The sequence below is a fragment of the Kitasatospora purpeofusca genome, assembly GCF_042691725.1.
GTDB lineage: Bacteria > Actinomycetota > Actinomycetes > Streptomycetales > Streptomycetaceae > Kitasatospora > Kitasatospora purpeofusca_B.
The window spans coordinates 4,019,074-4,032,128 of record NZ_CP170483.1 but is presented as its reverse complement, the minus strand read 5'-3'; the positions used below and the strand labels follow the sequence as shown (position 1 = coordinate 4,032,128).

Here is a 13,055-nt window from a genome sequence, read left to right as displayed (position 1 = left end):
CCGGTCACGGGTGACTTTCTCCCCCCTCCGGCGGACAACCCGTTCGGCCCACCGGCGGCGGTGCCCCGGGCACGGGCGGGCCCGCCCAGGCCGGGCCGAGGGTGAGCGCGGCCGCCGCCGCGATCAGCAGCACGGCCGGGACCGGGGCGCGGTAGCGCAGCGCCCGCCGGAGCCGGCAGCGCGGGCCCGCACGGCCGCCGATCGGCGCGAACAGCGGCACCGGCTGCCGGGGCGGCACGCTGGACGCGGGCAGCGGCGGGATCGGCAGCGGGCGGACGGACAGGACGGGCGAGCCGGTGCGCACGGGCACCTCCAGGGTCGGCGTTCGGAGTTCCGGTGACCGCCACTCTGGGCCGCCCGCGCCCCGGCCGGAAGCCGTGATTCCCAGCCTGTGGAAAACCCGGGGCTGTGGACGGAGAACGTCACCCCGACGAGTGAGTCGCCCCCCCCGGAGACGACGGAAGGCCCGCCGTTCCCGCGGGGAAGCGGGAACGACGGGCCTTCCGGAAAACCTGGTGCCGGTGCCCGGCCGAAGGTCAGCCGGCCGCCGGAGCGGGGCTCGCGGCGGGGGTCGAGGAACTCGACGAGGACGAGCCCGAGGAGCCCGACGAGGACGGCGCGGCCGACGTCGACGAGGACGAGCCCCCGCCCACCGAGCTGCTGGAGGAGGAGCGGCTGTCGGTCCGGTAGAAGCCGGAGCCCTTGAAGACCACGCCCACCGCGGAGAAGATCTTGCGGAGCCGCCCCTGGCAGTCGGGGCAGGTGGTCAGCGGCTCGTCGGTGAACTTCTGCACCGCCTCCAGGCCGTTGCCGCACTCGGTGCACTGGTACTGGTACGTGGGCACTTGTCTTCCTCCTGGCACTCTCGCCTGATGAGTGCTAACGATGGTCAATGATGCGGCATTCCGGTGGATCAGTCCAGCGACTCGAATGTGAGATGAGTCGGGCCCGGTTCCGAGCCGGCCACCGCGCTCAGCGCTCGGCCGCGCCGACCAGCCGGGCCGGCGCACCGCGCTCCGCGGAGCCGGCGACCACCGTGCCGCGCGCGCCGCGCGGGACCAGCAGCCCCCGCAGCGTCGCCAGCGCGATCAGGCCCAGCCCGGCCCCGGCCACCGGCACCAGGAACCCGACCGACGGCCCGTGCGCGTCGATCAGCCGCCCGGCGGCCGTCGCGCCGGTCGCCAGGCCCAGGCCGATGGCGCCGGTCAGCCAGGTGAAGGCCTCGGTCTTGGCGCCGTCCTCGACCAGCGTCTCGACCAGGGTGTAGCCGCTGATCAGGGTGGGCGCGATGGCCAGGCCGCAGACCAGTCCGGCGATCGAGAGCGAGACCAGGTCGGGCATCGCCCACAGGGTCGAGCAGCCCAGCACCAGCAGGCCGTAGCTGATGATCATCCGCTGCTGGACGGGGCGCCGCCAGGCGATCACGCCGTACAGCACGCCGGCCACCATCGAGCCGCCGGCGAAGATGCCGTACACGGTGCCGGCGGCGCCGTGCTGCCCGACCGAGTCGGCGAAGGCGTTCACCGAGACCTGCAGGGCGCCGAAGACGGCGCCCACGCCGAGGAAGGCGCCGGCCAGCAGCCGCACGCCGGGCGAGGCGAGCGCGGAGGCCTGCCGGACGCCGGGCTCGCGCACCACCCGGGCGGGCGCGCTGCGCCGCTGGGCGGCGAAGGCCAGGCCGCCGGCCACGGTCAGCGCGGCCTCGGCGACCAGCCCGGCCGAAGGACTGACCGAGGTGGCGACGGCGGCGGCCAGGATCGGGCCGATCACGAAGGTGAACTCGTCCGTCACCGACTCGAAGGCGAAGGCGGTGCTCACCTTGGCGGCGGAGGCCGGGGAGGCGCCCTCGGCGGTGAACGTGGCGATCCAGCGGGCCCGCACCATGGCGCCGATCTGCGGAACGCTCGCCCCGGCGGGGGCGGCGGCGAGGAACAGGCTCCAGGCCGGTGCGTGCCCGAGCGCGAGCGCGATCAGCGCGCCGACCGAGACCGCGTGCACCACGACGGTCGGGACGAGCACCGGGGCCTGGCCGTACCGGTCGGCGAGCCGCCCGGTCTGCGGGCCGATCAGCGCCTGGGCGACGGCGGCCACCGCCGCGACGGTGCTGGCGGTGCCGTAGGAGCCGTGGGTGTCCTTGACGAGCAGCAGGATCCCCATGCTGAGCATCGCGTAGGGCAGCCGCGCGACGAACGCGGGGGCCAGGAAGGTCCAGGCGCCGGGCGTGCGCAGCAGCGCCCCGTAGCCGACGCGGGGGGTCGCGGCGGCGGCCGCGGTGGTCTCCGCGGGGGCGGTGGTCCGGGTGTGGTGGGCGTCCTCGACGCTCTCGACCGTTCGGCGGGCCGTCACGGTCGGTCCTTCCTGCTGCCTGGTAGCGCGGCAGGGCATGGGGTGGCCCCGACGGCGCCGAGAGTCGTCCTCTCGCGCGTCGACCGGGGTAGATACCGGGCCGGTCCGGCGGTGGGCCGGGGCGGGCCGCGGCCGCCGAGCGGTCGCGCCAACTCTGCTTCAGGCAGATGCTGGTGGTTCGGTGTATCAACCAAAGCGAATTTACGCGCGTAGATGCGCGCTCACCCCGACCTTACCGGACGGATCCAAACTTGTCCCGTGACGTCGGGGTGAACACCCGGTGAGGCCTTCAGCCGCCGCGCCCGTTCAGCCAGTCGGCCAGCTTGCCGCCCTTGTCCACGGCCCGCAGCCGCCGCTCGGCCGCCTCGCCGACCTCGTCCGTGGTCACCACCAGCAGTTCGTCCCCGCCGCGCAGCACGGTGGTCTTGTCCGGCACGAAGCTGCTCCCCTCGCGCACCACCAGGGTCACCGCCGCGCCGGCCGGCAGCCGCAGCTCGCCGATCTCCACGCCGGACATCTTGGAGTCCGGCGCCAGCGCGACCGACAGCAGGTGCCCGTGCAGCTTCTCCAGCGGCGCGGACTCGATGTCGAGGTCCTGGCCCATCGAGCCCTCGCCGATCCGCAGGGCCTTGGCGACCCAGGGCAGGGTCGGGCCCTGGAGCAGGGTGAAGACCACGACCAGGATGAAGACGATGTTGAAGACGTCCTGTGCCAGCGGCGCGCCGGAGACCAGCGGGATGGTGGCCAGCACGATGGGCACCGCGCCGCGCAGCCCGGCCCAGCTGAGCAGGGCCTGCTCGCGGGCCGGCAGCCGGAACGGCGTGAGGGTCAGCACCACCGAGAGCGGCCGGGCGAGGAAGACCAGCACCCCGCCGATCACCAGCGCGGGCACCACGGCCGAGCCCATCGACTCGGGGGTGCAGAGCAGGCCGAGCAGGACGAACATGCCGATCTGCCCGATCCAGGCCAGGCCGTCGGCGAAGCCGCGCACGGCGGGGCCGTGCGGCAGCTTGGCGTTGCCGAGGACCACCGCGCTGACGTAGACGGCGAGGAAGCCGGAGCCGTGCAGCAGCGCGCCGCCGGCGTAGGCGAGCACGGTGAGCGCCATGACGGCGATCGGGTAGAGGCCGGAGGACGGCAGCGCGACGTGCTTGACGCCGTACGCGCCCAGCTTGCCGACCACGAGGCCGATGGCCAGGCCGACCGCCAGTTCGGCGGCGATCGTGGCGAGCAGGACGTACCAGGAGTCGTGCGCGCCGACGGTCGCGAAGGAGACGACCAGGATGACCACGGGCGCGTCGTTGAAGCCGGACTCGGCCTCCAGCAGGCCGGTCAGCCGGCGGGGCAGCGGCACCGTCCGCAGGACCGAGAAGACGGCAGCGGCGTCGGTGGAGGAGACGATCGCGCCGAGCAGCAGCGAGGTCCGCCAGTCCAGGCCGACCAGGTAGTGCGCGCCGGCCGCGGTGACCGCGACGCTGATCCCGACACCGACGGTGGCCAGCACCGTGGCCGCGGGCATCACGGGTCTGGCCTCGCGCCAGTTGGTCTTGAGGCCGCCCTCGGCGAGGATCACCACCAGCGCCGCGTACCCGAGGACCTGGGTGAGCTCGGCGTTGTTGAACGAGATGCCCAGGCCGTTCTGGCCGAGCGCCACGCCGATGCCGAGGTAGATCAGCAGACTGGGCAGGCCCGATTTCGTGGACACCCGCACGGCGACCACCGCGACCAGCAGGATCACGGAGAACTCGAGGAGCAGCTGGTTCAGGTGGTCGACATTCACGCAGGGGCACCTCGGGCGTGGCGGCGGGCGGCGGACGGGGTACCGGCAGGGGCGACGGCGGCACGCACCGATTACTCCCCTTGCGGATCGTTACTCAGTCTAACATTTTGCCATATCTTTAAGTTCGGTGATCACCGGCCCCCTCGCCTCGCAGCTCCGGCCCCTCCGACTCCACCGTGAGCGTCCCCCGTGCACGGCCGCCAGCCGGGGCGGCCTAATGTGGTGCACTGTCACGGCTCCGTGCTCTTGACATGTCCGCCCGCCCCCCAGTGAGGACCGCAAGGACCCAGATGCCCCGCTCCAAGAAGTTCCGGCGCGCCCGTCTGATCGTGATCGTGCTGGTCGTGCTGCTGGTGGCCGGCGCCGGCTACGGCGGTTACCGGGGGGTGGCCGCGGTCCGTGCGTCCTTCCCGGAGGTCGACGGCAGCGTCAAGCTGGCGGGCCTGAGCGCGCCGGTCGACGTCAAGCGCGACGCCAACGGCATCCCGCAGCTCTACGCCGACACCTCCGAGGACCTCTTCCGCGCCCAGGGCTACGTCCAGGCCCAGGACCGCTTCTGGGAGATGGACGTCCGGCGGCACATCACCGCGGGCCGACTCTCGGAGATGTTCGGCGACAGCCAGGTCGACACCGACTCCATGATCCGCACCATGGGCTGGCGCCAGGTCGCGCAGAAGGAGTTCGACACCGTCCTGAGCGCCGACACCAAGAAGAACCTCCAGGCGTACGCGGACGGCGTCAACGCCTGGCTCGCCGAGCACCCGGGCGGTTCCTCCGCCTCGCTGGAGTACGGCCTGCTGGGCGTCGTCAACGGCGACTACAAGCCCGAGCAGTGGAACCCGGTCGACTCGGTGTCCTGGCTCAAGGCGATGGCCTGGGACCTCTCGGGGAACCTCCAGGAGGAGATCGACCGCTCGCTGCTCGCGCAGGACTTCAGCCGGGAGAAGATCGACGAGCTGTACCCGGAGTACCCGTTCGCCCGCAACGGCACGATCGTGAAGACCGGCACCGTCAACGGCACCGCCTACAAGCCGGCCGACGGCTCCGCCCCGGCGGGCGGCGGCACCGGCACGGCCACCGGCGGCGGTACCGGCACCGCCCAGGGCACCGCCGCCACCAAGGCGCTGCTCAAGGACGTGACCGACCGGATCGACGCGCTGCCCGAGCTGCTCGGCCGCAACGGCCAGGGCATCGGCTCCAACTCCTGGGTGGTCGCCGGCAGCCACACCACCACCGGCAAGCCGCTGCTGGCCAACGACCCGCACCTCGGCCCCGGCCTGCCCTCGGTCTGGTACCAGATGGGCCTGCACTGCCGGACCGCCTCGCCGACCTGCCAGTACGACGTCTCCGGCTTCACCTTCGCCGGCATGCCCGGTGTGATCATCGGCCACAACAAGGACATCGCCTGGGGCCTCACCAACCTCGGCGCCGACGTCACCGACCTCTTCCTGGAGAAGGTGACCGGCCCCGAGACCTACCTGGTGGACGGCAAGGAGGAGAAGTTCGAGCTCCGCAAGGAGACCATCAAGGTCGCCGGGGGCGAGGACCGCACCATCACCGTGCGCACCACGAAGACCGGCGCCCCGCTGATCTCCGACCCGAGCACCGAGCAGCAGAACATCGGCAAGTACGCGCCCAACGGCGACTCCGCCCCGGACCGCGGCACCGGCGGCTACGGCGTCGCCCTGCAGTGGACCGCGCTGATCCCGGGCAAGACCATGGACGCGATCTTCTCGCTGGACCGCGCCAAGGGCTGGGAGGACTTCCAGAAGGCCGCCGCGGACTTCGCCGTCCCGGCCCAGAACCTCATCTACGCCGACGCCAAGAACATCGGCTACCAGGCCCCCGGGTACATCCCGGTGCGCGGCAAGGGCGACGGGCGCTACCCGGCGCCGGGCTGGGACTCCGCCTACCAGTGGAAGAAGGACCCGGTCCCGTTCAGCGCCCTGCCGTGGAGCCTCAACCCCGCCGTCGGCTACATCGTCACCGCCAACCAGGCCGTGGTCGACCCCTCGTACAAGTACGAGCTGACCGACGACTGGGAGTACGGCACCCGGGCCAAGGAGATCACCGACCAGATCGAGGCCCGGCTGAAGAACAACGGCAAGATCTCGCCGGACGACATGCAGGAGATGCAGCTCGACAACACCAGCATCCTGGCCAAGACGCTGGTCCCGATGCTGCTCAAGGTCCAGATCGACGACCCCTACGTGCGCGAGGCCCAGGACCTGCTGAAGGACTGGAACTACCACCAGGACGCCGACTCGGCCGCCGCCGCCTACTACAACGGCGTCTGGCGCCAGCTGCTCACCCTCGCCTTCGGCCAGAAGTTCCCGGCCGACCTGCGGGCCGAGGACAACTGCCTGCTGGTCCGCGAGCAGGCCGACCCGACCAAGCCGGACAGCAAGTCGCGGATCGTCACCGAGTGCGGCACCCGCGACCCGGGCCGGGCGCAGCCGGACGGCGGCGACCGCTGGAACGAGGTGGTCCGGCAGCAGCTGGAGAAGCCCGACAGCAGCTGGTGGACGTACATCGACTCGCAGCACAAGGAGCAGAAGGGCCTGGACAACCTGCTGCGCGAGGCGATGACCAACGCCCGCCAGGAGCTCACCTCGCTGCTCACCAAGGACATCACCACCTGGAGCTGGGGCCGGCTGCACAAGCTGGAGCTGCGCGAGCGCACCATCGGCTCGGACGACTCCTCGATCGCCTCGGGCGCCGTCCGCAAGCTGCTCAACCGCGGCCCGTACCGCCTCTCCGGCGGTTCGGCGGCGGTCGACGCGGCGGGCTGGAACGCGGCCGCCGGGTACCAGGTCGACTGGATCCCGTCGATGCGGATGGTGATCGACCTGAACGACCTCGACGCCTCCCGCTGGATCAACGTCGGCGGCGCCTCGGGCCACGCCTTCCACGAGAACTACAACGACCAGACCGACCTCTGGCTCAAGGGCAAGCTGCTGACCTGGTCCTACTCGCCGGACGCGGTCGAGAAGGCGACCAAGCACAAGCTGACGCTGACCAACGGCTGACGCCGCCCCGCCCCGACGGCCCCGCCCCCGGACCTCCGGGCGCGGGGCCGTCGGCGTCCGCCCCGGCCGCTCACCCCAGCCGGTGGGTGCCCGAGGGGGTCAGCGCGAGGTCCACCGGCCGGTCGTGCGGCTCCGCCGGCACCCGCTCCAGCAGCTCGTGCTCGTACAGCAGCACCGCCAGCACCGGCCGCGCCCCGGCCCGCTCCAGCCGGGCCAGCACCCGGTCGTAGGAGCCGCCGCCGCGCCCCAGCCGCAGGCCCCGGCGGTCCACCGCCAGCCCCGGCAGCAGCACCAGGCCCGCCTCGGTCACCGCCTGCGGCCCGAGCCGGTCGCCGACCGGCTCCAGCAGCCCGCGTCCGGCCGGGGCCAGCGCCCGCGGGCCCGCGTACGGGGCCCAGTCCAGGTCGTTGTCCGCCAGCAGCACCGGCAGCAGCACCCGCACCCCGCGCGCCCGCAGCGCGTCCAGCAGCGGACGGGTGCCCGGCTCGGAGCCCACCGAGACGTACGCCGCCACCGTGGCCGCCGCGGCCGCCAGCTCGCCGGCGTGCCCGGCCAGCGCCTCGGCGGCCCGCTCCCGGGCCTCGGCGGACAGTGCCCGCCGCTCGGACAGCAGCCGTGTCCTCAGCGCGCTCTTCTCGTTGTGCATGGGATCGCCCACTGTTCCTCCACCGCTCGACCTCGACCGCTCCGACCACGACCGCTCTGGACCCCCGACGCCCGTGCGACCGGGACGCCCAGAGCCTGACACGCGGAAGGCACCCCCCGATGTCCACCCCGCTGCTGGTCCAGGCCCTGGCCGTGCTGAGCGCCCCCGCGCTGGCCGGCGCCGCCGCCCTCGGCTGCCGACTGCGGCTCGGCTCGGCCCGTGCGGAGCGGCGCGAGGCCGCCCTGCGCGAGCGCCTCGCCGCGCTGGAGTCCCGCTGCGCCGAGCTGGAGCGCACCGCCTCCTGCGACCCGGTCACCGGCGTCTGGAACTACCGGCACCTCCAGCTCACCCTGGACCGGGAGATCGACCGGGCCCGCCGGGCCGAGCGGCACGAGCCGCAGGACGGGCCGCGCCCGCTGGCCGTCCTGCTGCTGGAGATCAGCGGGTTCGACGCGGTGGTCGCCGAGCACGGCCGGGCCCGGGCCGGGACGGTGCTGCGCGACCTCGCCCAGCGGCTCGGCATGGAGATCCGCCGCTCCGACACCCTCGGCCGGTACAGCGGGGAGGAGTTCCTGGCGGTGCTGCCGGACACCGGCGCCGAGGGCGCGGCCCAGGTCGCCGACCGGCTGGTCTGGTCGGTCCGCCGCCACCTGCTGCTGGACTGGTCCTCCGGCGACCGGGAGGGCCGGCGCCCGTACGGCAACGGGCTCACCGCCGCGGTCGGCCTGGCCGTGCTGCCCGAGGACGGCGCGCACGCCGCGGTGCTGCTGCGGGCCGCCGACCGGGCCCTCGCGGCGGCCCGCGCGGCCGGCGGCGACTGCTGGCGCCCGGCCGGCTCGCCGTCCCTTCCCGAAGACGCTCCGAAGGCCGCCCCCGCAGACGTTTCCGTGCGGTCGGCGGGCGGCTTCGCTGCCGACCGTGACCGTTCGGAAAAGGCGGGTAGTCTGTCGCCCTGTGTCGGAGGGGACCCCCTCGCCCCGCCCGCCACGTCCCCTATGCCTGCCATCTCGGCCGGGTCCGGCGACGTGCTGCCCAAGCATCGGTCAAGTGCGCCCGGTCAGGCGAAATACGTGCCTTAGTAAGGTAAACGCATGACGACGACGAACTCCCGTACCCCGGTCACCAAGGCAGTGGTCCCCGCGGCCGGTCTGGGTACCCGCTTCCTGCCGGCCACCAAGGCGACTCCGAAGGAGATGCTGCCCGTCGTCGACAAGCCGGCGATCCAGTACGTCGTCGAGGAGGCGGCCTCCGCGGGCCTGTCCGACATACTGATGGTCACCGGCCGCAACAAGCGGGCGCTGGAGGACCACTTCGACCGCGCCTACGAGCTGGAGGAGCTGCTCGCCCGCAAGGGCGACCAGGACCGCCTGCGCCGGGTCCGCGAGTCCGTCGAGCTCGCCAACATGCACTACGTCCGCCAGGGCGACCCGAAGGGCCTCGGCCACGCCGTCTCGGTCGCCGAGCAGCACGTCGCCGGCCAGCCCTTCGCCGTCCTCCTCGGCGACGACCTGATCGACCCGCGCGACCCGCTGCTGTCCCGCATGATCGAGGTCCAGCAGGAGCTCGGCGGCTCGGTCGTCGCGCTGATGGAGGTCGACCCCTCCCAGATCCACCTGTACGGCTGCGCCGCCGTCAAGCCGAACGGCTTCGGCGAGGACGTCTTCCAGGTGACCGATCTGGTCGAGAAGCCGGACACCGCGGAGGCCCCGTCGAACTACGCCGTCATCGGCCGCTACGTGCTCGACCCGTCGGTCTTCGACGTGCTGCGCGAGACCGAGCCGGGCCGCGGCGGCGAGATCCAGCTCACCGACGCCCTGCGCGAGCTGACCAACCGCCCCGCCGACACCGGCGGCCAGGTCCACGGCGTGCTGTTCAAGGGCCGCCGCTACGACACCGGCGACCGCGCGGACTACCTGCGCGCCATCGTCCGGCTGGCCTCCGAGCGCGAGGACCTCGGCCCGGACTTCCGCAGCTGGCTGCGCGAGTTCGTCGCCTCCGAGCTGCAGGACTGACACACCGACAGAGAGCGAGTGCGCCGATGACCGGGTCCACGGAGAGCGGTACCACCACCGCAGCCTGCTGCGACGACTCCGCGGACCCGGCCGCCGCCACCCGCTGCGGCGCCCGTCCGGACGGCCTGTGGAGCGTGGACGAGCACCTCGCCGACGTCCTGGCCGCCGTCGGCCCGCTGCCCGCGATCGAGCTCCAGCTGCTCGACGCGCGGGGCTGCCGGCTGGCCGAGGACGTCCTCGCCGAGGGGGACCTGCCGCCCTTCGACAACAGCTCGATGGACGGCTACGCGCTGCGCACCGCCGACACCGTCGGCGCCGGCACCGCCTACCCCTCGGTGCTCGCGGTGGTCGGCGACATCGCCGCCGGCGCCGCCGACCTCCCCCGGGTGGGCCCCGGCCAGGCCGCCCGGATCATGACCGGCGCGCCCGTCCCGCCCGGCGCCCAGGCCGTCGCCCCGGTCGAGTGGACCGACGGCGGCGCCGGCACCGGCCGCCCCGCCGACGCGATGACCGCCCCGGTCGAGGGCGAGGAGGTCCGGGTGCTGCGCCCGGTCGCGGAGGGCGCCCACATCCGCCGACGCGGCAGCGACGTCGCCGCCGGCACCCGGGTGCTGACCGCCGGCACCCGGCTCGGCCCCGCCCAGCTCGGCCTGCTCGCCGCGATCGGCCGGGCCACCGCCACCGTCCGCCCGCGCCCGCGGGTCGTGGTGCTCTCCACCGGCAGCGAGCTGGTCCAGCCCGGCGAGCCGGTCGGCCCCGGACAGATCGCCGACTCCAACAGCTTCACCCTCACCGCCGCCGCCCTGGACGCCGGCGCGATCGCCTACCGGGTCGGCGGCGTCCCCGACGACGCGGCCCGGCTGCGCGCCGTGCTGGAGGACCAGCTCGGCCGGGCCGACCTCATCGTCACCAGCGGTGGCGTCAGCGTCGGCGCGTACGACGTGGTCAAGGAGGTCTTCGCCGAGTACGGCGGGGTCGACTTCCGGCGGCTGCGGATGCAGCCCGGCAAGCCGCAGGGTTTCGGGCGGATCGGCCCCGGGGCGGGCGTGCCGCTGATGGCGCTGCCCGGCAACCCGGTCAGCGCGTACATCTCCTTCGAGCTGTTCGTCCGCCCGGTGATCCGCGCGATGCTCGGCGCCGAGGACGTCCACCGCCCGGTGGTCCGGGCGCACTGCCCGGTGGCGCTGCGCTCGCCGGCCGGGCGCCGGCAGTTCCTGCGCGGCCGGTACTTCGCGCCGGACGGCCTGGTCGAGCCGGTCGGCGGCGCGGGCTCGCACCTGGTCGGCGCGCTGGCCAGGGCGGACTGCCTGATCACCGTGCCCGAGGACGTCACCGAGCTGCCCGCCGGCAGCGAGGTCGACGTGGTGCTGCTCGGCGGCTGAGCACCGGCGGCCCGGACGAACACCCGCCCGGACGAACTCCCGCCCGGGGCGGGCCGTCCCACCGACGCGGCCCGTCCCACGCCCGGGCCGGACCGGGGGGTACGGTAGCGCGGTATTCGACCTGCGCGCCCCTGGAGCCACCCGTGACCACCTCACCCCCCGGCGACCGCCTCACCCACGTCGACGAGCAGGGCGCGGCCCGGATGGTCGACGTCTCCGAGAAGGCCGTGACGGCCCGGACCGCCGTCGCGGCCGGCCGGGTCAGGGTCGCCCCTCGGGTGGTCGAGCTGCTGCGCGGCGAGGGCCTGCCCAAGGGCGACGCGCTGGCCGTGGCCCGGATCGCCGGGATCATGGGCGCCAAGAGGACCCCCGAGCTGATCCCGCTCTGCCACCCGATCGCGCTCTCCGGCGTCAAGGTCGAGCTGACCGTCGCCGACGACGCGGTGGAGATCACCGCCACCGTGCGGACCACCGACCGGACCGGCGTCGAGATGGAGGCGCTGACCGCCGTCGCGGTGGCCGGGCTGACCGTGATCGACATGGTCAAGGCGGTCGACAAGGGCGCCGCCATCGAGTCCGTCCGGGTGCTCGCCAAGACCGGCGGCAGGAGCGGCGACTGGACCGCCCCGGCGGCGACCGCCCCCGAGGCCTCCGCATGAGGGCGCTCGCGGTCACCGTCTCCAACCGCGCCTCGGCCGGGGTCTACGCCGACCGGGGCGGCCCGCTGCTGGCCGAGGGCCTGCGCGCGCTGGGCTTCACGGTCGACGGCCCCCGGGTCGTCCCGGACGGCGAACCGGTCGAGGCGGTGCTGCGCGAGGCCGTGGCGGCCGGCTACGACGTGGTGCTGACCACGGGCGGCACCGGTGTCTCGCCGACCGACCTCACCCCCGAGATGACCGCCCGGGTCCTGGAGCGGGAGGTCCCCGGCATCCCCGAGGCGATCCGCGCGTACGGGCGGGAGAAGGTGCCGGCCGCCGCGCTCTCGCGCGGGCTGGCCGGTGTCGCCGGACGTACCCTGGTCGTCAACCTGCCGGGCTCGACCGGCGGTGTCAGGGACGGCCTGGCCGTGCTGGCCCCGCTGCTCGCCCACGCCGTCGACCAGCTCAAAGGCGGGGACCACCCCCGGCCCGACGCACCAGCTTCCGGGAGCGCGCACTGAACGCCGGCTGGCCGGTAGAGCTCCACGAGGGGGACGTCGTGCTGCGCCCGATCCGGGCCCGCGACCAGCGCGAGTGGCAGGAGGTCAGCCGCCGCAACCGGGACTGGCTGCGGCGCTGGGAGGCCACCGTGCCGCCCGGCCCGGCGGGCCTCGCGGCGGGCCCGCGCCCGACCTACCGGCAGATGGTGCGCTACCTGCGCGGCGAGGCCTCGGCCGGCCGGATGCTGCCCTTCGTGGTGCTGTACCGGGGCCGCCTGGTCGGGCAGTTGACCGTCGGTGGGATCACCTGGGGCTCGATGTGCTCGGCCAACGTCGGGTACTGGATCGACGAGGGGGTGGCCGGGCGGGGCATCATGCCGACCGCCGTGGCGCTCTCGGTGGACCACTGTTTCCGCACCCTGGGCCTGCACCGGATCGAGGTGTGCATCCGGCCGGAGAACGGCCCGAGCCGGCGGGTGGTGGAAAAGCTCGGCTTCCGCTCGGAGGGAATGCGGCCGCGCTATCTGCACATCGACGGCGACTGGCGGGACCACCTGGTGTTCGCGCTCACCGCCGAGGAGGTTCCCGAGGGGATGCTGGAACGCTGGCGTTCCCTCAGCTCGGGCCGCCGTCCGAGAAATTGAATACATGTTCGAATAAAATATCGATATGGCATCGGCGTGGCGACGGACGGGCACAAATACCGGCAAAATAGTCGGAGA

At 73.8% G+C, this 13,055-nt stretch carries 12 protein-coding genes; 7 read left to right on the top strand and 5 right to left on the bottom strand.

The genetic code is table 11. From position 1 onward, the window contains the following. Window positions 1–4: 4 nt before the first annotated feature. From ACFCLZ_RS16955 to ACFCLZ_RS16940, 4 genes are all read right to left on the bottom strand, one after another. Complete coding sequence (locus tag ACFCLZ_RS16955; protein WP_380285732.1) at window positions 5–304, bottom strand: hypothetical protein; 300 nt, start codon at window positions 302–304, stop codon at window positions 5–7. 232 nt (window positions 305–536) lie between these two features. Further along, complete coding sequence (locus tag ACFCLZ_RS16950) at window positions 537–845, bottom strand: FmdB family zinc ribbon protein (RefSeq protein WP_380285731.1); 309 nt, start codon at window positions 843–845, stop codon at window positions 537–539. A 127-nt stretch (window positions 846–972) separates the two neighbouring features. Then, the gene (locus ACFCLZ_RS16945; RefSeq protein WP_380286197.1) at window positions 973–2,232 is read right to left on the bottom strand and encodes an MFS transporter; all 1,260 of its coding nucleotides are present in this window, start codon (window positions 2,230–2,232) and stop codon (window positions 973–975) included. Window positions 2,233–2,635: 403 nt separating this feature from the next. Next, window positions 2,636–4,126, bottom strand: coding sequence for a potassium/proton antiporter (locus ACFCLZ_RS16940; RefSeq protein ID WP_380285730.1), 1,491 nt, complete (start codon window positions 4,124–4,126; stop codon window positions 2,636–2,638). Window positions 4,127–4,416: 290 nt separating this feature from the next. Here ACFCLZ_RS16940 and ACFCLZ_RS16935 point away from each other — a divergent pair, with 290 nt between their 5' ends. Next, window positions 4,417–7,155 (top strand): penicillin acylase family protein, encoded by a 2,739-nt coding sequence (locus ACFCLZ_RS16935; protein WP_380285728.1) that lies wholly within the window; start codon window positions 4,417–4,419, stop codon window positions 7,153–7,155. Window positions 7,156–7,225: 70 nt separating this feature from the next. Here the strand turns inward: ACFCLZ_RS16935 and ACFCLZ_RS16930 are convergent, their stop codons facing one another. Beyond that, on the bottom strand, window positions 7,226–7,801 hold the full coding sequence (locus tag ACFCLZ_RS16930; protein ID WP_380285727.1) for a 5-formyltetrahydrofolate cyclo-ligase: 576 nt from the start codon (window positions 7,799–7,801) through the stop codon (window positions 7,226–7,228). 119 nt (window positions 7,802–7,920) lie between these two features. Here ACFCLZ_RS16930 and ACFCLZ_RS16925 point away from each other — a divergent pair, with 119 nt between their 5' ends. The 6 genes from ACFCLZ_RS16925 to ACFCLZ_RS16900 all read left to right on the top strand — a co-directional run bounded on the left by ACFCLZ_RS16925 (window position 7,921) and on the right by ACFCLZ_RS16900 (window position 12,977). After that, window positions 7,921–8,880 carry a GGDEF domain-containing protein gene (locus ACFCLZ_RS16925; RefSeq protein ID WP_380285725.1) on the top strand — a complete coding sequence of 320 codons (960 nt, stop codon included), beginning with the start codon at window positions 7,921–7,923 and terminating at the stop codon, window positions 8,878–8,880. A gap of 12 nt (window positions 8,881–8,892) precedes the next feature. After that, window positions 8,893–9,813, top strand: a complete 921-nt coding sequence (gene galU / locus ACFCLZ_RS16920) for a UTP--glucose-1-phosphate uridylyltransferase GalU (protein WP_380285724.1) — start codon at window positions 8,893–8,895, stop codon at window positions 9,811–9,813. Window positions 9,814–9,839: 26 nt separating this feature from the next. After that, window positions 9,840–11,195, top strand: a complete 1,356-nt coding sequence (gene glp / locus ACFCLZ_RS16915; RefSeq protein ID WP_380285723.1) for a gephyrin-like molybdotransferase Glp — start codon at window positions 9,840–9,842, stop codon at window positions 11,193–11,195. A 203-nt stretch (window positions 11,196–11,398) separates the two neighbouring features. After that, window positions 11,399–11,854: a cyclic pyranopterin monophosphate synthase MoaC gene (gene moaC / locus ACFCLZ_RS16910; protein ID WP_380286196.1), complete on the top strand. Its 456-nt coding sequence runs from the start codon at window positions 11,399–11,401 to the stop codon at window positions 11,852–11,854. After that, a complete protein-coding gene (locus ACFCLZ_RS16905) occupies window positions 11,851–12,354 on the top strand; it encodes a molybdenum cofactor biosynthesis protein B (protein WP_380285722.1) in 504 nt (167 codons plus the stop codon). Before moaC ends, ACFCLZ_RS16905 begins: the two co-directional genes overlap by 4 nt. Beyond that, window positions 12,351–12,977 carry a GNAT family N-acetyltransferase gene (locus ACFCLZ_RS16900; protein WP_380286195.1) on the top strand — a complete coding sequence of 209 codons (627 nt, stop codon included), beginning with the start codon at window positions 12,351–12,353 and terminating at the stop codon, window positions 12,975–12,977. Before ACFCLZ_RS16905 ends, ACFCLZ_RS16900 begins: the two co-directional genes overlap by 4 nt. Window positions 12,978–13,055 lie beyond the last annotated feature (78 nt).

Excerpts from the sequence above, each read along its gene's own strand:
- ACFCLZ_RS16935 (WP_380285728.1), top strand. The coding sequence starts at position 4,417 with ATGCCCCGCTCCAAGAAGTTCCGGCGCGCCCGTCTGATCGTGATCGTG.
- ACFCLZ_RS16930 (WP_380285727.1), bottom strand. The coding sequence starts at position 7,801 with ATGCACAACGAGAAGAGCGCGCTGAGGACACGGCTGCTGTCCGAGCGG.
- ACFCLZ_RS16925 (WP_380285725.1), top strand. The coding sequence starts at position 7,921 with ATGTCCACCCCGCTGCTGGTCCAGGCCCTGGCCGTGCTGAGCGCCCCC.
- galU (WP_380285724.1), top strand. The coding sequence starts at position 8,893 with ATGACGACGACGAACTCCCGTACCCCGGTCACCAAGGCAGTGGTCCCC.
- glp (WP_380285723.1), top strand. The coding sequence starts at position 9,840 with ATGACCGGGTCCACGGAGAGCGGTACCACCACCGCAGCCTGCTGCGAC.
- moaC (WP_380286196.1), top strand. The coding sequence starts at position 11,399 with ATGGTCGACGTCTCCGAGAAGGCCGTGACGGCCCGGACCGCCGTCGCG.
- ACFCLZ_RS16905 (WP_380285722.1), top strand. The coding sequence starts at position 11,851 with ATGAGGGCGCTCGCGGTCACCGTCTCCAACCGCGCCTCGGCCGGGGTC.